The following is a 21676-nucleotide window of genomic DNA, read 5'->3' on the forward strand; positions in this document are numbered from 1 at the left end:
CGTCAGCCCACCAGCGGGCGGACGTCCCACACGTGGGCGCCGGCCACCTCCCGGCCCGGGCCGAGCAGCGCGTCGACCGTACGGCGCACCGGGTGGCCGTGGTGCAGGCCACCCTGGACCACCAGGGCGGCGCGCCAGTGGCGCAGGTCCTCGACCGCCTGCCGGCGGTGCTCGTCGGTGATCACCGGCACCTCGCCGGTCTCGGCGACCCGGCGCAGCAGCGCGGCGGTGGGGCGGTCCGGGGCGCCCCACCGGGCGGTCGGATCGTCGGCGGCCCGGGGGCCGATGAAGTAGCCGCCCGGAGCCGGGAAGGCCAGCCCGGTGCGGGCCGACCAGAGCATCGCCGGGCTGACCCCGGCGCCGGTCACCGGCGGCACCGGGACCAGGGTCCGACCCGGCGGCACGTGGGCCCGCCAGCCGCCCTCGGCCACGAACGCCGGCACGGGCCAGGCCGGCACGGTCCGGATCGGGGTGGGGATCAGCGGCAGCAGCGCGGCGGCCACCGCCCCGCCCCAGAGCAGCCGCACCGGCACGGCACCCACCCGGGCCTCGGCCCCGGCCTCGGGGCGCAGCCGGCCCACCCCGGCCTCAGGGCGCAGCCGGTCCAGGGAGAGGGCGAGCAGGATGCCCAGCACCGGGACGCAGACCAGCGGGAAGCGCGCCGGCACCGCGTGGTCGAGCAGCGGCAGCTCGGCGACCAGCCGGTACGGCCCGGGGATGCCGGTGGAGGTGCCGTCCAGGCGGACCTGCTCGCCCAGCGAGAGCAGCGCGAAGAGCAGCCCGCAGGCGGCCAACGCGCGCACCAGCGGCCGGCGCCACAGCCAGATCACGATCACCACGGCGAGCACCAGCAGCCCGGGGCCGAAGAAGGAGTTCTCCTCGGTGGGGTTCGGCGCGAGCAGGCCGGGCAGGTGGTCGTCGCCGAGCACCGTCTGCCGTGCCGAGGCGGTGAAGGACGCGGCGTCGAGCTGGTAGCCGTACGCGTGGAAGGGCATCCCCCGGTAGTGGCCGGGGCCGAAGAACTGGAACCACAGCGGGTACGCCAGCAGCGGCAGCGCGACCGCCACCCCGATCGCGAGCCGGCCCAGCAGCACCGGTGCCAGCCGGCGTGCCGTCGCCCGATCGGCCGCCGCGTACGCCAACGCGAAGGTGCCGGCGGCGAGGACCAGGAAGAACGCCACCTCCTCGCCGAGGAAGACCTGGTACGCCACCAGCAGCCCGAGCAGCGTGCCGTGCCGCCGCACCCGGCGCGGGTCGGGGTGGAACACCAGCGCCAGGATCATCGGCACGAGGAACTGCGCCGCCATGTGCAGGTGCGCCCCGGCCTGCGCGACCATGCCGGGGGCGAAGCCGCAGAAGAGCCCGCCGACGGCCGCCGCGGCCCGGGAGTCGACCAGCCGGTGGCGCAGCAGCGCGTACCAGGCGGTCGCGGTGCCGGCGAGGCAGCAGACCACGGCCACCAGGAACGCGACCTGCGAGCCGAAGAGCAGGGTGACCGGCGTCAGCGGCACCCCCAGGCCCAGTACGGAGGTGTTGGCCATCAGGTTCACCCCGTCCGGGGCGTTCAGCTCCGCGCTGTACAGCGGGTTCTCCAGGCGGGTCACCGCCCGGGCCGCGCGGGCCAGCATCCACTCGAAGAGGATCTGGTCGCCGGCCTGGTGGAACAGCCGCCCGGGGCGGCCCCACTGGCCGACGGTCAGCAGCACCGCCAGGGCGAGGTAGCCGGCGACGACCAGCGCGTCCGGCGCGCGTACCGGCAGCCGGCGGGACCGCCGGGCGGGTGTCGCCTCGGCGGTGCCGGTCGCCGCCGGGGCGGCCATCAGGTCGGTCGGTCCGTCAGCGCCCGGACGTCCCAGACCCAGACGTCCAGCTCCCGGCGGCCGGGGCCGACCAGCTGCTCGACGGTGCGCCGCAGCTGCTCGGAGTGGTGCTGGCCGACCGGGAGCACGAGGATGGCCGCCCGCCAGTGCCGCAGCTCGTCGAGGGAACGGCGGCGCTGCCGGTCGTCCAGCTTCGGGATGCGGCCGGTCGAGGCGACGTCCTCCAGCAGCTGCCCGACGCCGCTGGGCCGGCCGCCGAAGCGGCCGGGGTCGCCGGTGTTGCCGTTGCGCGGCGCCAGGAAGTAGCCGCCGGGGATCTTGAAGTCGAGGTTGGTGGAGGCGGCCCAGCGCATGCCGTGGGTGTGTCCCATGTTCGGCACCGGGATCGGCACCAGGGTCTGGTCCGCACCGACGTAGCCGCGCCACCGGTCGGCGGTGATGAAGTCCGGCACCGGCGGGCGGGAGGTCACCTTCAGCGGCATCGGCGCGATCGGCAGCAGCGCGAGGACGAGGCCGGCCACGGTGAGCGTACGCAGCGTCCGCCGCTCCAGCGGCAGCGCCCGGGAGCGCTCGACGGCCAGCGCCAGCAGGATGCCCACCACCACGCTGGTGATCAGGCCGAAGCGGGTGGGCACCACCGCGTCGAGCAGCGGCAGCCGGACCAGCCACTCCCAGGGCCCGGTGAACAGCTCGCGGTCCCACCAGGACACCCGCTCACCGAGGGAGAGCACCGCGAAGAACGCCCCGGTCGCGGCGAGCGCCCGCACGAGCATCTCCCGGCGCAGCCAGGCCACGATGCCGACGGCGATCAGGGCGAGGCTCCAGCCGAAGAAGGCGTTCTCCTCGGAGTAGTTCGGCGCGAGGTTGACGTTGGCGCGTTCGTCGCCGCCGATCGTCGGCGAGCCGGGCGCGAAGAAGGCCGCGATGTCGTTGCCGTAGTCGCGGACCGCGTCGCTCAGGCCGTGGTACGCCATCGGCCCCGCGAACTGGACGTAGAGCGGGTACGCCAGCAGCGACCCGGCGAGCACGGTGCAGATCGCGAGGGCCTTGGCCAGGGGCCGCCAGGCCGTCGACCAGAGCGCGGGCCGCTGGGCGAGCACGGCGAGCAGGAAGACCCCGCAGGCGAGCGCCGTGAAGAGCAGGATCTCCTCGTTGATGAACGCCTGGGCGGTGACCATCAGGGCGAGCAGCACGCCGTCGCGCCACGGTCGCCGGGACCGGGTGATGACCAGCACCCGCCAGACGATGAACGGCAGCAGGAACTGCGAGATGATGTTGGGATGCCAGTTGGCGTGCGACAGCATCGCCGGCGAGAACCCGCAGAACCAGCCGCCGACGGCCGCCGCCAGCGGGCTGCGCACGACGTGCCGGGAGAGCACGAAGTACCAGGCCGAGGCGGTGCCGGCGAGCGCGAGCGTGACCAGCACCACGAAGGTCACGGCCGGCCCGAAGAGCAGCGTCACCGGCACCATCGGGATGCCCAGCGCGAGGATGGCCGTGTTGGCCATCAGGTTGACCCCGTCGGGGTAGTTGAACTGCTCGGTGAAGAACGGGAACTCGCCGTGCAGCACGACGCGTACCGAGTGGGCGAGGAAGAACTGCACCTGGGCGGGGTCGCTGCTGTAGAGCGAGGCCACCCGGCCGGCCGGGTCCACCCAGATCTGGCTGGTCACCCACACCGCGGCGAGCAGGAACAGGCCGAAGACCGTGAGGTCCTGCCGCCGCCGGCCCCACCGTCGGGGCCGGGCCGCGACGTCCGCCCCGCCGGCCTCGCCGGAGGGGGCGGCGGCGTCGGTCGTCGCGGCGGCCACGCCGGGATCGGCGTCGCGGGCGGCCCCGACCGGCGTACGGTCACCGGGGCCCACGGGCGGCGCCACGGGTTCGGACGCGGGGGCCTCGGCGGCGTCGGATTCCGACCAGGATTCGGCGCGGGTCTCGGCAGGCGTCACAGTCGGCGGAGTCTACCCGAGCGGGACATTCACCCTGAAACCACGGCACTGTCCTCTGTGGTTCGTGTCGGGCAGGGGCCCCGACCTGCGCGCGGACGGCCGGCGAGGTGGCGCGTCCCGGTGATCCGACATCTCGTACTATGGCGCTTTCCGTTGAACGACGGCTGAGGCGATCGAGGGGGCGTACAGGTGGCTCCAGTCCGCCGGCGCGGCATCACGGCCACCGCACTGCTGACCCTGCTGCTCACCGCGACGGCCTGCGGTCCGGTGGCCGACCGGCAGCCGGGCGACCTGCGGGCCGGCTACGACAGCCTGGACGGCGACCTCACGGTCTGGCCGCCACGCGGCACGCTCGCGGGCGACGACACCGTCCGGTCGGCCGTGACCGGGGCGGTACGCGACTGGCGTTCACCGGCCGACGACCGGGTGCACCTGCCCACGTCCGGAATCCTCTGGTCCGGCGAGGTCGACGGCGCGCCGCTGGCGCTGGTGGCCGCCGACGTGCCCGGCGAGAGCGCCTCCTGGCTGCTCCAGGTCACCGCCGAGGGCGGCCGGTACGCGGTCACCCGCGCCGCCGAGTACACGGACCCCGGCTACCTCGTCTACTCCGACGTGCTGCCCGTGCACACCTCCGACGGGCGGCGCTACCTCACGTCGGGCCGGGTGCAGCGGCTGCTCGGGCCGGACGGGCGCGCCCTGCGGGACACCGACGGCCTCACCGAGCCGGTGAACGTGCCGGCCTGCCGGGCGGTGCCGGTGACCGCCACGCTCAAGGCCACCCGGGCGCTGCCCCGGGGCCGGGCCGCCGACCGGCTGCTGGACCTCGGCACCGGCACCACCGACCCGCGCTACCCGCTCGTACGCGACGAGAGCGGCTCCGGCAAGCGGGCCCTCACCGGCCTGGACACCTGCGTGCTCGCCGGCGAGGAGGGCCCGTTCGGCAGCCTCCCCCGGCGCATCGGCGACCGGGACGCGCCGCGCTCGGTGCCGTCGTCGTGGCCGATGACCAAGCTGACCGTACGCACCCTGGGCGAGGTCGCCCTCGGCGGCGGCGAGCCGGCGGAGCTGGAGCAGCTGACCTGGGAGACGGCCGACGGCACGATGAGCGCCGTGGTCTACCGGCCCGCCGACGGGGGCGCCCCGGTGGTCTCCCCCGCCGACCGGTCCCACCCGTTGCAGACGTACAAGCTGCCGGTGCCGGGTCAGCCGCTGGCCGTGCTGAGCTGGCGGCCGACCGCCGACAGCTCGCTGGCGACGCCGCCGGACACGCTGCGGCTGGTGGACCGGCCGGGGCTGGTCGTGGTGCCGATGCCGACCCGCTCGGAGACGTTCAGCCTCGCCGAGGCGGAGAAGACGCACTACCGCTCGCTCGGCAGCCGCTGAACCGGCACGCGAAACGCCGACGGCGGGCGTCCCGGTCGCCCGGGGCACCCGCCGTCGGCGGTCGGCAGCTCAGTTCTGCGCGGTCGCGTCGTCGGCGGTGATCACCGGCTCGACCGGCTCGACGTCCAGCCGGGAGATCCAGCCGGTGACGTCGCGGGCCACGTCCTGCGCGGTCAGGCCGAGGTCGGCGAGGATCTGGGCGCGGGTGCCGTGCGGGTGCCAGTCGGCCGGTACGCCCAGGTCCTTCAGCGGCACCCGGACGTCGGCGTCCCGCATCGCCTGGGCGAGGGCGTCGCCGACGCCACCGACGCGGACGCCGTCCTCGACGGTGACCACGAGCCGGTGCCCGGCGGCCAGCTCGACCAGCTCGGCCGGGACCGGGCGGACCCAGCGGGGGTCGACCACGGTGACCCCGAAGCCCTGCCCGGCGACCCGGGTGGCGACCTCCATGCCGAGGTGCCCGAACGAGCCGACCGCGACCAGCAGCACGTCCTTGCGCGCCGACTCGGCCAGCACGTCGACCGTGCCGACGCGGCGCACGGCCGGCAGGTCGGCGGCGACGGTGCCGGTCGGGAAGCGGACGATGGTCGGGCCGTCGTCGACGGCCACCGCCTCGCGCAGCTCCTCGCGCAGGGTGGCGGCGTCGCGGGGCGCGGCGATCCGCAGGCCCGGCACGACCCCGAAGACGGACATGTCCCACATGCCGTAGTGGCTGGGCCCGTCCGGGCCGGTGATGCCCGCCCGGTCCAGTACGAACGTCACCGGCAGCCGGTGCATGGCCACGTCCAGCAGGACCTGGTCGAAGGCGCGGTTGAGGAACGTCGCGTAGACCGCCACCACGGGGTGCAGCCCGCCGAGCGCCAGGCCGGCGGCCGAGGTGGCCGCGTGCTGCTCGGCGATGCCCACGTCGTAGACCCGGTCGGGGTGCTTGCGGGCCAGCTTGGCGATGCCGGTCGGCTCGGCCATCGCGGCGGTGATGCCCACCACGTCGGGCCGCTCGTCGGCGATCGCGACCAGCTCGTCGGCGAAGACGTGGGTCCACTTCACCGACGGGGCGGCGACCAGCTTGCCGGTCTCGATGTCGAAGGCGCTGCCCGGGCCGTGCAGGCAGTCGGCCTCGTCCTCCTCGGCCGGGCGGTAGCCGTAGCCCTTGCGGGTGACGGCGTGCACGATCACCGGGCCGCCGAAGTTCTTCGCCGCCCGCAGCGCCGACTCGACCGCGGCCACGTCGTGCCCGTCGACCGGGCCGACGTACTTGATGCCGAGGTCCTCGAACATGGCCTGTGGGGCGACCGCGTCCTTGATGCCCCGCTTGACCGCGTGCAGCACCTCGTACATCGGCCTGCCGACCAGCGGCGTCGAGCCGAGCGCCTCCTTGACGGTGTCGAGGACCTTCTCGTAGCCGGGGTTGAGCCGCAGCGAGGAGAGGTGGTCGGCGAGGCCGCCGATGGTCGGCGCGTAGGACCGGCCGTTGTCGTTGACCACGATCACCAGCGGGTTGCGGGCGGTGGCGATGTTGTTGAGCGCCTCCCAGCACATGCCGCCGGTGAGCGCGCCGTCGCCCACCACGGCGACCACGCTGCGCTGCTCGCCCCGCAGGGCGTACGCCTTGGCCAGGCCGTCGGCGTAGGACAGGGCGGTGGAGGCGTGCGAGTTCTCGATGAGGTCGTGCTCGCTCTCGGCCTGGCTCGGGTAGCCGGAGAGGCCGCCGCGCTGGCGCAGCCGGTCGAAGCCGGCCTGCCGGCCGGTGAGGATCTTGTGCACGTACGCCTGGTGGCCGGTGTCGAACAGGAGCCGGTCGCGCGGGGAGTCGAAGACCCGGTGCATGGCCAGGGTGAGCTCCACCACGCCCAGGTTGGGACCGACGTGCCCGCCGGTGCGCGAGACCTTGGCGATCAGGAAGTCCCGGATCTCGGCGGCGAGGACGTCCAACTCCTCGGCGGACATCCGCTTGACGTCCTGCGGACCCCGGACGGTGGCCAGCAGCCCGGTGTGGTGGACCGTGCCCTCTTCAACGCTCATGACGCAAGAGTCTATCGGCCGTCCGGTACTCCGCAGCCTGGCCCGGACGCCCGCCCACCCGCCGGGGGCGCTGAGCGCCAGGTCAGGTGTCGGATGGATCGCGGGCACCCGGGGCGGTCAGGCCACGATCCGCAGCCGCCGGGGCGCCGCCACGGACGGGACGCCCCGGTACGCCGGGCCGGAGGGGGTCCAGGAGCCCAGCACGCTGGCCCGGGCGGCGCCGGTCACCGAGGGCAGCGCGCCGGGCAGCCCGTGCCAGGAGAGCCAGCCCAGCAGCGCGAACGCGTACGCCTCCTTGGCCTGCGCGGGCACCCCCAGCTCGTCGGTGGTACGCAGCCGCCAGCGCCCCGCCCCGAGGGCGGCCAGCCGGTCGGTCAGCGTCGGGTTGCGCACGCCGCCGCCGGCCGCGACCACCTCCGTCACGCCGTGCCGGTCGCACTCGGCGGCCACCACCCGGGCGGTCAGCTCGGTCAGGGTGGCGAGCACGTCGTCGGCCGGCACCGCCTCGCCGAGGGCGGCCAGCCGGGCGTCCAGGTAGTCGGCGTGGAACAGCTCCTTGCCGGTCGACTTGGGCGGCGGCGCCGCGTAATACGGCTCGGCGAGCAGCAGCTCCAGCAGGCCGGGGTGCACCCGACCGGCCGCCGCGCGGGCGCCGTCGAGGTCGCAGGGGCGGTCGAGGAACCGCCGGGCCGCCGCGTCGAGCAGCGCGTTGGCGGGCCCGACGTCGTACCCGAGCACCGGCGCGCCCGGCGCGAGGACCGTGAGGTTGGCGATGCCGCCCAGGTTGAGCGCGGCGCGCGGGGCCGCGCCGTCGGCCGGGTCGAGCAGCAGCGCGTCGAACGCCGGGACCAGGGGCGCGCCCTGCCCGCCGGCGGCGACGTCCGCCGAGCGCAGGTCGCTGAGCACGGGTACGCCGACGCGGGCGGCCACCCGGGCCACCGCGCCCAGTTGCAGGGTGCCCCGGGCGCGCCCGCCGTCGACCCAGTGGAAGACCGTCTGCCCGGGCGAGACCACCGCGTCGACCGCGCCGCCGGCCAGCTCGACGCCGAGCGCCGCCGCCTCGGCGAAGACCTCGCCGAGGCGGTTGTCCAGCCGACAGACCGCCTCGATCGTGGTGCTCCCGGGCGGCAGCAGCGCTCCGATGCCGGCGCGCAGCCCGTCGTCGTAGTCCAGGCCGCGCTGGCCCAGCGGGCGCAGCAGCAGCGTGTCGCCGTCGAGGGTGAACTCGGCGGCGGCCACGTCCACCCCGTCGTAGGAGGTCCCCGACATCAGCCCGACGATCTTCATCGCGCCAGGCTAGCGGGCGGCTCCGTCGGGCGGCAGGAGCAGGCCGACCAGCTCGACGTGCTGGGTCATCGGGAACAGGTCGAAGCCGCGCAGCGCGGCCAGCCGCCAGCCCTGCTGCGCGAAGGTGCGCACGTCGCGGGCGAAGGCGGCCGGGTCGCAGGCCACGTACGCGACCGCGCGCGGCCCGGCGGCCACCACGTCGCGCACCACCCGGGCGCCCGCACCGGAGCGCGGCGGGTCGAGCACCACCACGTCGACCGGCCCGGTGATCCGGCGGCGGGCCAGCGCGGTCTCCACCCGGGCCGGTACGACCTCCACCCCGGCCAGGTCGCGCAGGTTCTCGCGGGCGGCGGCGACGCCCTGCGCCGCCGACTCGACCAGGGTGACGCGGCCCGTCTCGCCCACCCGACCGGCGAGCGCGGCGGCGAAGAGCCCCGCCCCGCCGTAGAGGTCCCAGGCCCGCTCCCCCGGACGCGGGTCGACCAGCTCCAGCACGGCGTCGACGAGGGTGTCGGCGGCGGCCGGGTGGACCTGCCAGAACGACGACACCGGCAGCGTCCACTCCCGGCCCGCCGCCACCTCGCGCACGCGTTCCGGGCCGCTCACCGGGTGGGGCACCCCGTCGGCGACGGCGGTCACCGCCACGTCCCCGCCGGTGGAGGCGACCGTCTCGACGGTGTCCGCGTCCGGCCAGCGCGCCCCGGTCGGGGCCAGCACGGGCAGCTCCCGGATCGCCGGGTGGGCGATCAGGCAGCGGTCGATCGGGACCACCTCGTGCGAGCGGTGCTTGAGCAGGCCGGCCCGGCCCGCCCCGTCGACGGCGTAACGGACCCGGGAGCGCCAGCCGAGCGGCCCGCCGGGCAGCGCCTCGACCCGCACGCCGAGGGCGTCCAGCTCGGCGTCGGTGAGCCCACCGAGGCGGGTGAGCTGCTCGCGCACCACCGCGACCTTCCAGTCGAGCTGCGCGGCCGGGGCGACGTGCTGAAGGTCGCACCCGCCGCAGCGACCCGGCTTCGCGTACGGGCAGGGCTGCTCGACCCGGTCCGGGGAGGCCTCGAGCACGCTCACCGCGTCGGCCCGGACGAACCCCTTGTGCACCTCGGTCACCTCGGCGACCACCCGCTCGCCGGGCAGCGCGTGCCGGACGAAGACGACCTGCCCGTGCACCCGCGCGACGCAGTGCCCGCCCGGCGCGACCGCCCCGACGGTCACCTCGACCCGCTCGGCCTCCTCCAGCCCCCGGCCGTCCTCCTGCGGACTCACCGCTCACCCCCACCACTCGGGCCGCCCTCGCCGGGCGGCGCGGACACGACGGGCGGGACGCTCGGCGGCAGGGTGCCGCGCGGCGCGACCCGGGGACCGCGCGCCGGGCCCCGGGTCAGGGTGGCGTCCAGCCGGTCCAGATCCTTGCCGGCGGTCGAGGCGAGCTGCCACGGCACGCTGGTCACCATCACCCCCGGTTCGAAGAGCAGCCGACCCTTCAGGCGCAGCGCGCTCTGGTTGTGCAGCAGGTTCTCCCACCAGCGCCCCACCACGTACTCCGGGATGAAGACCGTGACCACGTCGCGCGGCGACTCCCGGCGCAGCCCGGCCACGTAGTTCAGGATGGGACGGGTGATCTCCCGGTACGGGGAGTCGACGACGGTCAGCGGCACGGGCAGGTCCCGCCGCTCCCAGTCCGCCTGCAGGTCCCGGGTGTCCTTGTCGTCGACGTTCACGGTCACCGCGGTCAGCGTGTCGGGCCGGGTGGCCCGGGCGTACGCGACGGCCCGCAGGGTCGGCTTGTGCAGCTTGCTGACCAGCACGACGGCGTGGTTGCGGGCCGGCAGCACGGCGCGGCCCTCGTCCGGCGGGGTCAGCTCCGCGGCGACCCGGTCGTAGTGCCGGCGGATGGCCAGCATCAGCGCGTAAATCATCGCCATCGCGGCGATGGCGATCCACGCGCCGAGCAGGAACTTGGTGACGAGCACGATGACCAGCACCGCGCCGGTCATCGCCATGCCGAAGGTGTTGATCGCCCGGGAGCGGAGCATCCGCCGCCGCGCCTGCGGGTCCCGCGCGGTCTTCAGATGCCGGTTCCAGTGCCGGATCATGCCGGCCTGGGAGAGCGTGAACGAGACGAACACGCCGACGATGTAGAGCTGGATGAGCCGGGTCACCTCGGCCTGGAAGCCGACGATCAACACGATCGCGGCGACGGCCAGGAAGACGATGCCGTTGGAGAAGGCCAGCCGGTCGCCGCGGGTGTGCAGTTGCCGGGGCAGGTAGCGGTCCTGGGCGAGGATCGAGCCGAGCACCGGGAAGCCGTTGAACGCGGTGTTCGCGGCCAGGAAGAGGATCAGCGCGGTGACGCCGGCGACCACGAAGAGCAGCACCGAGCCGGAGCCGAAGACCGTCTCGCCGAGCTGGGTGGTGACGGTCTTCTGCACGTACCCGTCGGGGCCGGAGATGATCTGGAGCTTCGGGTCCTCCACGAACTGCAGGCCGGTGAGCCGGGACAGCCAGATGATGCCGACCAGCATGGCCACCGAGATGGTGCCGAGCAGCAGCAGCGTGGTGGCCGCGTTGCGGCTCTTCGGGGCCTTGAACGCCGGCACCCCGTTGGAGATCGCCTCCACGCCCGTCAGCGCCGCGCAGCCGGAGGAGAAGGTGCGCAGCAGCAGGAAGACCAGGGCGAAGCCGGTGACGCTGTGCTCGGCCTGGATCTCCAGGCCGGCGCTGGGCGCGCGCAGGTCGTGGCCGAGCACGAAGACCCGCACCAGGCCGGTGAGCAGCATCCCGACGATCACGATGATGAAGCCGTAGGTGGGGATGGCGAAGGCCGTGCCGGACTCCCGCAGGCCGCGCAGGTTGACCGCGGTGAGCAGCACCACCGCGGTGACGGCGATCAGCACCTTGTGGGTGGCCACGAACGGCACCACCGAGCCCAGGTTCGCCACCCCGGAGGAGACCGAGACGGCGACCGTGAGCACGTAGTCGACCAGCAGCGCGCTGGCCACCGCGACGCCCGCCCGGGGGCCGAGGTTGACCGTGGCCACCTCGTAGTCGCCGCCGCCGGAGGGGTAGGCGTGCACGTTCTGCCGATAGCTGGCGACGACGGTGAGCATCACCACCACGACGGCCAGGGCGATCCACGGCGAGAAGAAGTACGCCGAGGCGCCGGCGATGGAGAGCGTCAGCAGGATCTCGTCGGGCGCGTACGCGACGCTGGAGAGCGCGTCGGAGGCGAACACGGGAAGCGCGATGCGCTTGGGCAGAAGCGTGTGCTTGAGCCGGTCGGACCGGAACGGTCGACCGAGCAGCAGCCGCTTCAGCAGCGAGGTGGGTCTGGCCACAACCGCCAAGCGTACGACCACGCTGGTGGGCGTCGCGGGGTGGTCGATCGCGACCGCGCGGGCGGGCGGAGTACCGTCGGTCCGCGCCCGCGCCGGGAACGTGGCAGGCTCGCAGACGGCACGTTCACCGGCCGGGCGTTGCGCACCTTGAGGAGGGACGCGGTGCATGTCGTGATCATGGGTTGTGGCCGCGTCGGCTCGACCCTCGCCTACAGCCTGGAGTCCCGGGGGCACTCGGTCGCGGTCATCGACCAGGACGCCGACGCCTTCCGCCGCCTCGGCCCCGACTTCGCGGGGATCACCGTCACCGGTGCCGGCTTCGACGGGGAGGTGCTCCGGCAGGCCGGCATCGAGCGGGCGGACGCCTTCGCGGCCGTCTCCAGCGGTGACAACTCCAACATCATCTCGGCCCGGCTCGCCCGGGAGACGTTCGGCGTGTCCCGGGTGGCGGCGCGGATCTACGACCAGCGCCGCGCGCAGGTCTACGAGCGCCTCGGCATCCCCACCGTGGCCACCGTCCGGTGGACCGCCGACCGGATGCTGCGGCACCTGGTGCCGGAGGGCAACGTGGAGATCTTCCGCGACCCGACGAGCACGGTGTCGATCGTCGAGGTGCCCGTGCACAAGGACTGGGTCAGCCGGCCGGTACGCGCCCTCGAGGGGGCGACCGGGGCCCGGGTGGCGTACCTGATCCGCTTCGGCATCGGCACGCTGCCCACCCCGTCCAGCGTCGTCCAGGAGGGCGACCAGGTCTTCATGCTGGTCACCGACGACATCGCGGCGACGGTCACGTCGGTGGCGGCGGCGCCGCCGGAAGGAGGGCTGTGAGCATGCGCATCGCCATCGCCGGTGCGGGCAACGTGGGCCGCTCGATCGCCCAGGAACTGATCGACAACGGCCACCAGGTGATGCTCATCGAGCGCCAGCCCCGGATGCTGCGGCCCGACCGGGTGCCGGCCGCCGACTGGGTGCTGGCCGACGCGTGCGAGCTGGCCAGCCTGGAGGAGGCCGACATCGCCGGCTGCGACGTGGTGGTCGCGGCCACCGGGGACGACAAGGTCAACCTGGTGGTCTCGCTGCTGGCCAAGACCGAGTTCGCGGTGCCCCGGGTGGTGGCCCGGGTCAACCGGGCCGAGAACGAGTGGCTCTTCACCGAGCAGTGGGGCGTCGACGTCGCGGTGAGCAAGCCGCGGGTGATGGCGGCCCTGGTCGAGGAGGCGGTCACCGTCGGCGACCTGGTCCGGCTGATGACCTTCCGGCAGGGCGAGGCGAACCTGGTGGAGATCACCCTGCCACCGGCCGCCCCGTACGTCGGGGAGCCGCTGCGCGCGGTCCCGCTGCCCCGCGACTCGGCGCTGGTGGCGATCCTGCGCGGCAGGCGGGTGCTGGTGCCCACCCCGGACGATTCGCTGGAGGCCGGCGACGAGCTGATCTTCGTGTGCACGGCGGAGGTCGAGGACGCCGTCCGCACGGTGATGCTCGGGGCGGACAGCGTCGAGCGCACCCGTGGGCAGCGCTGAGGCGGCGGCTCAGCCGCCGGGCAGCGCCTCCGGCTCCGACTCCCGGGTCACCCGCCGGACCGTCCAGACCGTGATCAGCAGCAGCAGCACGTACGGCGGGTAGCCCAGCACCAGCCGCGCCACGCCGAGGGCCGTGTCCTGGTGGGCGAGGTAGAGCCCGGCCTGCACGCCCACCTTCGCCAGCCACACCACGCCCCAGAGCACGGTGAGCCCCGTGAAGGTCCGGACGAGGCGCGGGTCGTCGCGCCACTCCGAGCGGCCCTTGGCCACCAGCACCGACCAGATCCACCCCACGAGCGGCTGACGGACCGCCGCCGAGACGAGCAGGGCCAGCCCGTAGCCGATGCCGTAGAGGATGCCGGGGAGGTAGAAGTCCCGCTCGTCGCCGGTACGCCAGGCGATCGCGGCGCCGACGGCGATGCCGAAGAGCCCGTTGACCGCGTGCCGCACCGGCCGGCGCTGCGCCAGCCGCAGACCGGCGATCACGAGCGCCACCGCCACCGACGCGATCACGGCGGGCCGCAGCTCGCCGATGATGTTGGCCAGCACGAAGACGACCACCGGGATGCTGGACTCGACCAGCCCCCGCCAGCCGCCGAGCTGGTCGGCCATCTGCTCGGCGAGGGTGGGCAGCGGCTCCTCGCCCTGCGGGTCGCTCTCCGGCTGTGCCGCCCGGTGCTGTCCCGTCGTCATCGCACGCCTTCCGTCCGCCGCGGCCACCGGGTCACTTCGGCGGTTCCAGCTCGTAGTACGGGTTGTAGATCACCTTACGGTCGTCGCGCACGGCCACCCGCCCGCGCGCGGTCAGGTGCCGGCCGGGCTCGATCCCGGCGATGTGCCGCCGGCCCAGCCAGACCAGGGTGACCACGTCGCTGCCGTCGTAGAGGTCCGCCTCCAGCGTGGGCAGGTTGGTCCGCGGGGTGTAGACCACCGTGCGCAGCCGGCCGGCCACGGAGACCACCTGGCCCCGCGTGCACTGCCCGGCCGGGACACCGCCGTGCTCGGCGCTCTCCCGGCGCAGCTCCTGCGCCTCGATCTCCGCCTCGCTCGCGGTGAGCCGTCGCAGCATCCGGCGCAGCGAACCCCGGCCCTCGTCGGTCGACATGACCTCCGCGTCACCCTCTCCACGCTGGCCGACACGTCGCCGGCACCCGGGCGGGCTCCGGCGACGCCGGAACCGTCCCGCCAGCGTACGCCGACGGGGCCGGTCCCGGCGCGTCGTGCCGGACGGTCAGGCCTCGCGGGGCGCGGGCGCGGGGTTGCCGTCGGCCGCCGCCTGCTCACCCGCCTGGTCGGTGACGTCGCGGGGCAGCCGCAGCGGCAGCGGCTCGCGCACCGGCTTGGCCTCCTGGCCCCGGTCGACCACGAGGCCGTCGAGGCACTCCGCGAGCGGGCCGGCGGCGCCCGGATCGGTGGCCGCGTCGCCCTGGTAGACGCCGCGGACCATCCAGCGCGGCCCGTCGATGCCGACGAACCGCAGGTCGGTCAGCCCGTCCGGGGTACGCACCCGGGCGCGCAGCTCGGTGCCGTACTCGCCCTGGACCTCCTGGGCGGCGGCGCCGTCGTTGAACAGTGACTGGCGGATCTCCTCACGCACCTCGTCCCAGATGCCCTCGGAGCGCGGCGCGGCGAAGACGCCGAGCTGGAGCGCGTTCGAGCCGTGCACGAGCACGACCTGCTGGATCACGCCCTCCGGGTCGGCCTGCACCCGCACCTCGACGTCACGCACCGCCGGGATGTGCAGGCTGCCCAGGTCGAGCCGCTGCACCCCCTCGGGCGCCTCCGAGAGGTCGTACGGGCCGCGGGCCGGGGCCGACTCCTCGTGGGAGTCGAGGACCTCGGTCGTCCGCTCGTCGCGGGCGTGCCGTGCGGCACTGTCCCGCTTCCGGGAGAAGATCACTGCGCCAACCCTCCGCTGTTCGTGCTCACCCTGCCACCTCTTCCGTCCGGCCGCCTGCCCGGTCCCGCTCTTCCCGTCGCGCGTCCGGCACGTCCGGCGCCCGCCGTGCGTCCGGGGTCGTGCCCTGCCCGCCACCCGTGGGGGACGACGCCAGGCCGGCGTGGCCGCCCGTGGAGCCGTGCCCGCCGCTGCCGCGCCGGGACTCCGGCAGCTCGGTCGCCGGCCGGAAGTCCGCCCGCGCCACCCGCTGCACGACGAGCTGCGCGATGCGGTCGCCACGGGAGATCTTCGCCGGTGTCTCCCGATCATGGTTGATCAGGTTGACCAGGATCTCACCCCGGTAGCCGGCGTCGACCGTACCGGGCGCGTTGAGCACCGTCACGCCGAGTCTGGTCGCGAGCCCCGAACGGGGGTGGACGAGGCCCACGTACCCCTCCGGCAACGCGATCGCCACGCCGGTCGGGACCAGGGCCCGGCCGCCGGGTGGCAGCTCGACGTCCGCCGCCGCCACCAGGTCTGCCCCGGCGTCACCGGGATGGGCGTACGCCGGCAGCGGCAGCTCGGGGTCGAGCTGCCGTACGGGCACGGGTACGACGTCGGTCACGGTTCCCCTCTTCCGTCCGTCCTGTTGGGGTGTCCCTGCCATCCTGCCGGTTCCGTCGGGCTTCGTGCGCCGTACCCTGGCAGGAGTGAGCCTGTCACCATCCTCGCCCTCCCCGGCGCCGGCCGCCGCGAGCCCCCCGCAGTACGCCGAGCGGCTCACTCTGCCCTGGTGGCTGTGGCTGGGCGGGCTGGGCGCGGCGGCGCTGCTCGCCCTGGAGGTCTGGATGGGCGCGCCCGGCGTGCGCGCCTGGCTGCCGTTCGTGGTGCTGCTGCCGGCGACCGTCGCCGGCCTGGTCTGGCTCGGCCGGATCAGGATCGCCGTACGCGACGGCGAACTGCGGGTGGACGACGCCCGGCTGCCGGTCCGGTTCGTCGCCGACGTCGTCCCGTTGGACGCCGCCGGCCGGCGTGAGGTGCTCGGGGTCGGCGCCGACCCGCTGGCGTTCGTGGTGCAGCGGCCGTGGGTCCCCGGCGCCGTCCAGGTGGTCCTCGACGACCCGGCCGACCCCACCCCGTTCTGGGTGGTCAGCACCCGCCGCCCGGTCGAGCTGGCCGAGGCGCTCCTCGCCGCCCGCGACGCCGCCCGGCCCTGAACCCGCCGCGACGCCTCGGTGGTGCCGGGGCCGCCCGTGCCTGAGTCGTCCCGGCCGCTGTCGGACCTGCTCCCGGCCGGTCAGTCGGCGCCGGGGAGGGCCGGCGGGCCGCCCGGCAGGGCCTTGGACCGGCGACGCAGGTCGCTGCGGAGCTGGTCCGCCATCGTCCGGGTGGCCCGGCGGTTGAGGTAGCTGGCCACCGCCGCCCCGGTGAGGAAGGGGCCGAGGGTGGTCAGGTTGCGGCCGAAGCGCTTGAGCAGGGTGTCGCGCAGTTCCTTGCGCGCGGCGGTACCCAGCACGGCGCCCACCCCGACGCCGGGCATCATCGGGTTGATCCCCCGCTGCCCGGCCCAGGACTGCACCAGCGCGACCGCCCGCTGGGTGCCGCCGGTCGGCACCGGCGCCCCGTAGACCTCGTGCAGTTCGCCGATCAGCTTCAGCTCCACGGCCACCACGGCGACCGTCTCGGCCGCCAGCAGGACCGGAGCGGAGAGCAGGGTCGGGGCGACCGCCCACTCGACCGCCGCCACTCCTCCGCCGGCGGCGCCGATCCCGGCGGTCGTCCGCGCGGCGTTGCGCACCAGCCGCTCGGCCAGCTCCTCGCCGTCCAGGCCGTCGAAGTGCCGACGCAGGGTGGCCAGGTCGCGTACGGGCACGTGGGGGGCGATCTCGGCGACCGTGTCGACCATCCAGCGCACCGCGCTCTTCGGCTTGAACAGATCGGTCAGCCCACGCGCGCGCGCCTGTCCGACGAGTCGGCCGAGCAGTTGCCGCCGGCGGGCCGGCTCGACGTCGTCGGCGGTCAGCGCCGCGACGGTGGCGCCCAGCTCGTCCGCGCCGGACGCGGACGCGACGTCGGCGTGGTCACCGCCTGCGGGCGCGGTATCGGCGTGGTCACCGCCTGCGGGCACGGTGTCGGCGTGGTCACCGCGTGCGGGCACGGTGTCGGCGTGGTCGCCCCGCGCACCGGGGTCGCCCACGACGCCGGCGCGGGGCGGGTCGGTGCCCCGCACGCCGCCGGACTCGCTCCGCTCGCTCATGCCCGACCTCCCGAATGGACCGACGTCGACCTGACGGTCACCCGTCAACGAGTCAAGCAGGTCCCCGGGAGTACCGCACGGCGACTCGATCAGCGGCGGCCCCGGCGAGGGAGCCGCCGCTGGTGCGGACGCACGATGTCAGACGCACTCGCGGCAGATGAGCTCGCCGTTGCGTTCCACCGCCAACTGGCTGCGGTGGTGCACGAGGAAGCAGCGGGCGCACCGGAACTCGTCCTGCTGCATCGGCAGCACCTTGACCGTCAGTTCCTCGTCCGCCAGGTCGGCGCCGGGCAGCTCGAAGCTCTCGGCCACCTCGGCCTCGTCGACGTCCACGGCGCCCGACTGTGAGTCGACGCGTCGGGCCTTGAGCTCTTCCAGGCTGTCCTCGCCGAGGTCGACCTCGTCGCGACGCGGGGCGTCGTAGTCGGTGGCCATCGGTTTCACTCTCCCATATCGATGTTGTCGCTTCCGGTTGTAACGCCGGACGACGCTGTTTCGGTTCCGCTGGCCGGCCACCACTTGTGTCGGTCACCCGACCCGAAGACAGCACGGACGGAGGCATCCCCAAGGAACACCCGGCGAGCGCGGAACATACCCCCCCTTTGGGCGAGGCATGTATACCGCCCTCGTGGCTGAGATGTACGCCCCCGCACGCGAAGTTGTTCCCAATGTGACTCAGGCGACACGAAGATAGGGGTAGTACTACCCGGTTCCCGGATGGCGCGCCGGCATGTCCGGCTGTTTCCACGCGACGGCCGGACAACCGTTAACCTCAGCGGCGTACTCGACGGCCGGCGGGGCGGCCCGTCCACCCGGCGGCCGCCACCACCCACCACTGTCCGGGGAGCACCCTGATGAGCTTTGCGCGAGTGCGAGCACTCGTTGTCGTCGGCCTGCTGGCGGTGCTGGCCCTCGTCTTCGTGGTCGTCGCGCTGGTCCGCGACACCCAGAGCAGCGCCGGCCTCGCCGGCGGCTGCCCCGAGGGCTGGCCGCTGGCCGACGTGACCCTGCGGGAACCCAAGGACGTCAAGATCAACGTGCTGAACGGCACGGACCGGATCGGCCTGGCCACGTCCATCGCCGACGACTTCCGCAACCGGAAGTTCCAGGTGAAGAAGTTCGGCGACGAGAAGAAGCAGATCGACGACATCGCGGTCCTGCGCTACGGCCCCAAGGGGGTGGGCTCGGCGCACCTGCTGCGGGCCTACTTCCTCGACAACGCCGAGTACGACTACGACGCCAAGCGCACCGACGACGTCGTCGACGTGGTGCTCGGCAGCGGCTTCCAGCAGCTCGCCACCACCACCGAGGTCAACCAGTCCCTGGGCGACCTCGGCGCGCCGGTCGCGCCGGCCGGCTCCTGCCCGATGCCGCAGGACGACTGACCGCGCCGCGCCCCCGGTTCCCGCCGGGGGCGCGGCACCGGCCGTCAGGGACCGCCCGAGGCGTCCAGGTCGGCGAGGCGGTCGTGCAGCGGCTTGAACAGCGCCGACGGCGCGGCGATCACCAGGTCCGGGCCGGCCGGCAGTCCGCCCAGCCCGGCGACCAGCAGCCCGGCCTCGGTCGCGACCAGGGCGCCGGCGGCCTGGTCCCAGGCGGCGAGCCCCTTCTCGTAGTAGGCGTCCACCCGCCCCTCCGCCGCGAGGCAGAGGTCCAGCGCGGCGGCGCCGAAGCGGCGGATGTCGCGAATGTGCGGGATCAGCTCGGCGACCACCCGGGCCTGGTGGGCCCGGCGCCCGGGGTCGTAGCCGAACCCCGTGGCGACCAGCGCCTGGCCGAGGTCGGTCTCCGTGGAGCAGCGCAGCCGCTCGCCGGCACGCCAGGCGCCCCCGCCGACGGTGGCCGTCCACTCCTCGCCGGTGCTGACGTTGCGCACCACCCCGGCGACCACCTGGCCGTCGACCTCGGCGGCGAGCGACACCGCGCAGTGCGGGATCCCGTAGAGGTAGTTGACGGTGCCGTCGATGGGGTCCACGATCCAGCGGACCCCGCCCGGGCCGACCGGGCCGGTCTCGCCCGCCCCGTACTCCTCGCCGAGGACGGCGTCGCCCGGCCGCAGCCGGCGCAGCGCGTCGATCACCTGCCGCTCGACCGCCCGGTCGGCGGCGGTCACCACGTCCGTGACCGTGCTCTTGGTGGCGGCCACCGAGACGCCCTCGACCCGCATCCGGTGCGCGGTCGCGGCCGCGTCGCGGGCCACGTCGACCGCAATCTCCAGCAGTTCCGACGGCGTCGAGCGATCCATCGTTCGTCCCCTTCCCACACGGCCGGGGTGTTCCGGGCCACGCGCGGTACCATCCTTACAAAGTCCACATCTGCGTCGAATCGGCGGCCCCCGCCGCCGGTCCGCCGTGCGGCGACGGATGATCGCCGCAGACGGCGTTACAATTCACCCCTGCCCACGCTGCGACGGACCGCCAACGACCGGCCGGCCCGGGACACGGGGGTCCCTCAACCACATCGCCCGGCAAGGTGCCCCGCTCTGCGTCGGACGACCCGGCCGTGCTCGCTCTTCGCCTCCGGAAGGTCATTCGTGACAGAACCCCGCCAGACCGGCGCCGACGTTCGCTCGCTCACCGACACTCTGATCGCCCACGCGCAGAGCGCCGGTGGTCAGCTCACGTCGGCTCAGCTCGCGCGCACCGTCGAGTCCGCCGAGGTGACTCCGGCCCAGGCCAAGAAGATCCTGCGGGCGCTCTCCGAGGCGGGAGTGACCGTGGTGGTGGACGGCTCGGCGAGCACCCGCCGCCGCGTCGCCGCCGCTCGATCGGCCACCCCGGCGTCCCGGGCCACCACCGCCAAGACCACCAAGAAGGCCGTCGCGCCCGCCCCGAAGCAGGCGCCCGCCGCCGCCGAGGCCCCGGCGCCCGCCCCACGCAAGGCCGCCCCCCGCAAGGCCGCCGGCACCACCGCCGAGGTGGCCGCCAAGGCCGCCGCGCCGGCGAAGGCGACCAAGTCGACCCGGGCCACCAAGGCGACGGTCGCGGCTGCCGGCGCCAAGCCGACCAAGGCCGGCGGCAAGGCCAAGGGCGAGGGCGAAGGCGACATCGACCCGGAGGAGCTGGCCGCCGAGATCGAGGACGTGGTCGTCGAGGAGCCCGCGGAGCTGACCCGGGCCGCCGAGACCGACGCCGCCAACTCGGCCAGCGACAACGACTTCGAGTGGGACGACGAGGAGTCGGAGGCGCTCAAGCAGGCCCGCCGCGACGCGGAGCTGACCGCCTCCGCCGACTCCGTCCGGGCGTACCTCAAGCAGATCGGCAAGGTCCCGCTACTCAACGCCGAGCAGGAGGTGGAGCTGGCCAAGCGGATCGAGGCCGGGCTCTACGCCGCCGAGCGGCTGCGCGCGTCCGAGGAGGGCGAGGAGAAGCTCACCCGCGAGATGCAGCGGGACCTGGGCTGGATCTCGCGCGACGGCGAGCGCGCCAAGAACCACCTGCTGGAGGCCAACCTCCGGCTGGTCGTCTCGCTGGCCAAGCGCTACACCGGCCGCGGCATGGCCTTCCTCGACCTGATCCAGGAGGGCAACCTCGGCCTGATCCGCGCGGTCGAGAAGTTCGACTACACCAAGGGCTACAAGTTCTCCACGTACGCCACCTGGTGGATCCGGCAGGCGATCACCCGCGCGATGGCCGACCAGGCCCGCACCATCCGCATCCCGGTGCACATGGTCGAGGTCATCAACAAGCTCGGCCGCATCCAGCGCGAGCTGCTCCAGGACCTGGGCCGCGAGCCCACCCCGGAGGAGCTCGCCAAGGAGATGGACATCACACCGGAGAAGGTGCTGGAGATCCAGCAGTACGCCCGGGAGCCCATCTCGCTGGACCAGACCATCGGTGACGAGGGCGACAGCCAGCTCGGCGACTTCATCGAGGACTCGGAGGCCGTGGTCGCGGTCGACGCGGTCTCGTTCTCGCTCCTGCAGGACCAGCTCCAGCAGGTGCTCCAGACGTTGTCCGAGCGTGAGGCGGGCGTGGTACGCCTGCGCTTCGGCCTGACCGACGGCCAGCCGCGCACGCTGGACGAGATCGGCCAGGTCTACGGGGTGACCCGGGAGCGCATCCGGCAGATCGAGTCCAAGACGATGTCCAAGCTGCGCCACCCGTCGCGTTCGCAGGTGCTGCGCGACTACCTGGACTGATCGCGATCGTCAACCGAACGTGTCGTTTTGATCACCTGGCGTGCAACGTCGGAAGGTGACCGTCCGGTTGCACGATTGTGATC

At 74.3% G+C, this 21676-nt stretch carries 19 protein-coding genes; 6 read left to right on the forward strand and 13 right to left on the reverse strand.

Going from position 1 to position 21676, the window contains the following annotated elements; all coding sequences use genetic code 11:
- Positions 1-2 precede the first annotated feature (2 nt).
- A complete protein-coding gene (locus GA0070610_RS19565; RefSeq protein WP_231925744.1) occupies positions 3-1820 on the reverse strand; it encodes a hypothetical protein in 1818 nt (605 codons plus the stop codon).
- On the reverse strand, positions 1820-3769 hold the full coding sequence (locus tag GA0070610_RS19570) for a glycosyltransferase family protein (protein ID WP_089001378.1): 1950 nt from the start codon (positions 3767-3769) through the stop codon (positions 1820-1822). Before GA0070610_RS19570 ends, GA0070610_RS19565 begins: the two co-directional genes overlap by 1 nt.
- Before the next feature lie 189 nt (positions 3770-3958).
- Here GA0070610_RS19570 and GA0070610_RS19575 point away from each other — a divergent pair, with 189 nt between their 5' ends.
- Positions 3959-5152, forward strand: coding sequence for a hypothetical protein (locus GA0070610_RS19575; RefSeq protein WP_089001379.1), 1194 nt, complete (start codon positions 3959-3961; stop codon positions 5150-5152).
- 69 nt (positions 5153-5221) lie between these two features.
- On the opposite strand, the gene dxs is transcribed toward GA0070610_RS19575, so the two are convergent.
- From dxs to GA0070610_RS19595, 4 genes are all read right to left on the reverse strand, one after another.
- Positions 5222-7174 (reverse strand): 1-deoxy-D-xylulose-5-phosphate synthase, encoded by a 1953-nt coding sequence (dxs, locus tag GA0070610_RS19580; RefSeq protein WP_089001380.1) that lies wholly within the window; start codon positions 7172-7174, stop codon positions 5222-5224.
- 117 nt (positions 7175-7291) lie between these two features.
- Positions 7292-8461 (reverse strand): anhydro-N-acetylmuramic acid kinase, encoded by a 1170-nt coding sequence (locus GA0070610_RS19585; protein WP_089001381.1) that lies wholly within the window; start codon positions 8459-8461, stop codon positions 7292-7294.
- A 9-nt stretch (positions 8462-8470) separates the two neighbouring features.
- Complete coding sequence (locus GA0070610_RS19590; protein WP_089001382.1) at positions 8471-9724, reverse strand: class I SAM-dependent RNA methyltransferase; 1254 nt, start codon at positions 9722-9724, stop codon at positions 8471-8473.
- Entirely contained in the window at positions 9721-11796 is a 2076-nt protein-coding gene (locus tag GA0070610_RS19595) for an APC family permease (RefSeq protein WP_089001383.1), read from the reverse strand. Before GA0070610_RS19595 ends, GA0070610_RS19590 begins: the two co-directional genes overlap by 4 nt.
- A 162-nt stretch (positions 11797-11958) precedes the next feature.
- Between GA0070610_RS19595 and GA0070610_RS19600 the strand changes: the two genes are divergently transcribed.
- Together GA0070610_RS19600 and GA0070610_RS19605 are read left to right on the forward strand one after the other, a co-directional pair.
- Complete coding sequence (locus GA0070610_RS19600) at positions 11959-12624, forward strand: potassium channel family protein (RefSeq protein ID WP_089001384.1); 666 nt, start codon at positions 11959-11961, stop codon at positions 12622-12624.
- 2 nt (positions 12625-12626) lie between these two features.
- Positions 12627-13316 (forward strand): potassium channel family protein, encoded by a 690-nt coding sequence (locus GA0070610_RS19605; RefSeq protein WP_089001385.1) that lies wholly within the window; start codon positions 12627-12629, stop codon positions 13314-13316.
- A gap of 9 nt (positions 13317-13325) precedes the next feature.
- Here GA0070610_RS19605 and GA0070610_RS19610 read toward each other — a convergent pair whose 3' ends face one another.
- From GA0070610_RS19610 to dut, 4 genes are all read right to left on the reverse strand, one after another.
- Entirely contained in the window at positions 13326-14009 is a 684-nt protein-coding gene (locus GA0070610_RS19610) for a DUF3159 domain-containing protein (RefSeq protein WP_089001386.1), read from the reverse strand.
- Between the two features lie 31 nt (positions 14010-14040).
- Positions 14041-14421, reverse strand: coding sequence for an OB-fold nucleic acid binding domain-containing protein (locus tag GA0070610_RS19615; protein ID WP_089001387.1), 381 nt, complete (start codon positions 14419-14421; stop codon positions 14041-14043).
- Between the two features lie 126 nt (positions 14422-14547).
- A complete protein-coding gene (locus GA0070610_RS19620; RefSeq protein ID WP_089001388.1) occupies positions 14548-15216 on the reverse strand; it encodes a DUF3710 domain-containing protein in 669 nt (222 codons plus the stop codon).
- Positions 15217-15241: 25 nt separating this feature from the next.
- Entirely contained in the window at positions 15242-15820 is a 579-nt protein-coding gene (gene dut / locus GA0070610_RS19625) for a dUTP diphosphatase (RefSeq protein WP_231925745.1), read from the reverse strand.
- A gap of 91 nt (positions 15821-15911) precedes the next feature.
- On the opposite strand from dut, the gene GA0070610_RS19630 reads away from it, so the two are divergent.
- Complete coding sequence (locus GA0070610_RS19630) at positions 15912-16412, forward strand: DUF3093 domain-containing protein (RefSeq protein WP_089003619.1); 501 nt, start codon at positions 15912-15914, stop codon at positions 16410-16412.
- Between the two features lie 80 nt (positions 16413-16492).
- On the opposite strand, the gene GA0070610_RS19635 is transcribed toward GA0070610_RS19630, so the two are convergent.
- Both GA0070610_RS19635 and GA0070610_RS19640 read right to left on the reverse strand, forming a co-directional pair.
- The gene (locus GA0070610_RS19635) at positions 16493-17452 is read right to left on the reverse strand and encodes a hypothetical protein (protein ID WP_231925746.1); all 960 of its coding nucleotides are present in this window, start codon (positions 17450-17452) and stop codon (positions 16493-16495) included.
- A 138-nt stretch (positions 17453-17590) separates the two neighbouring features.
- On the reverse strand, positions 17591-17887 hold the full coding sequence (locus tag GA0070610_RS19640) for a DUF4193 domain-containing protein (RefSeq protein WP_007075406.1): 297 nt from the start codon (positions 17885-17887) through the stop codon (positions 17591-17593).
- Positions 17888-18321: 434 nt separating this feature from the next.
- Between GA0070610_RS19640 and GA0070610_RS19645 the strand changes: the two genes are divergently transcribed.
- Complete coding sequence (locus tag GA0070610_RS19645; protein WP_172896695.1) at positions 18322-18837, forward strand: LytR C-terminal domain-containing protein; 516 nt, start codon at positions 18322-18324, stop codon at positions 18835-18837.
- A gap of 44 nt (positions 18838-18881) precedes the next feature.
- On the opposite strand, the gene GA0070610_RS19650 is transcribed toward GA0070610_RS19645, so the two are convergent.
- On the reverse strand, positions 18882-19697 hold the full coding sequence (locus tag GA0070610_RS19650; RefSeq protein WP_089001390.1) for an inositol monophosphatase family protein: 816 nt from the start codon (positions 19695-19697) through the stop codon (positions 18882-18884).
- Positions 19698-19985: 288 nt separating this feature from the next.
- Between GA0070610_RS19650 and GA0070610_RS19655 the strand changes: the two genes are divergently transcribed.
- The gene (locus GA0070610_RS19655; RefSeq protein ID WP_089001391.1) at positions 19986-21593 is read left to right on the forward strand and encodes an RNA polymerase sigma factor; all 1608 of its coding nucleotides are present in this window, start codon (positions 19986-19988) and stop codon (positions 21591-21593) included.
- Positions 21594-21676 lie beyond the last annotated feature (83 nt).

This window comes from Micromonospora echinofusca (assembly GCF_900091445.1).
GTDB lineage: Bacteria > Actinomycetota > Actinomycetes > Mycobacteriales > Micromonosporaceae > Micromonospora > Micromonospora echinofusca.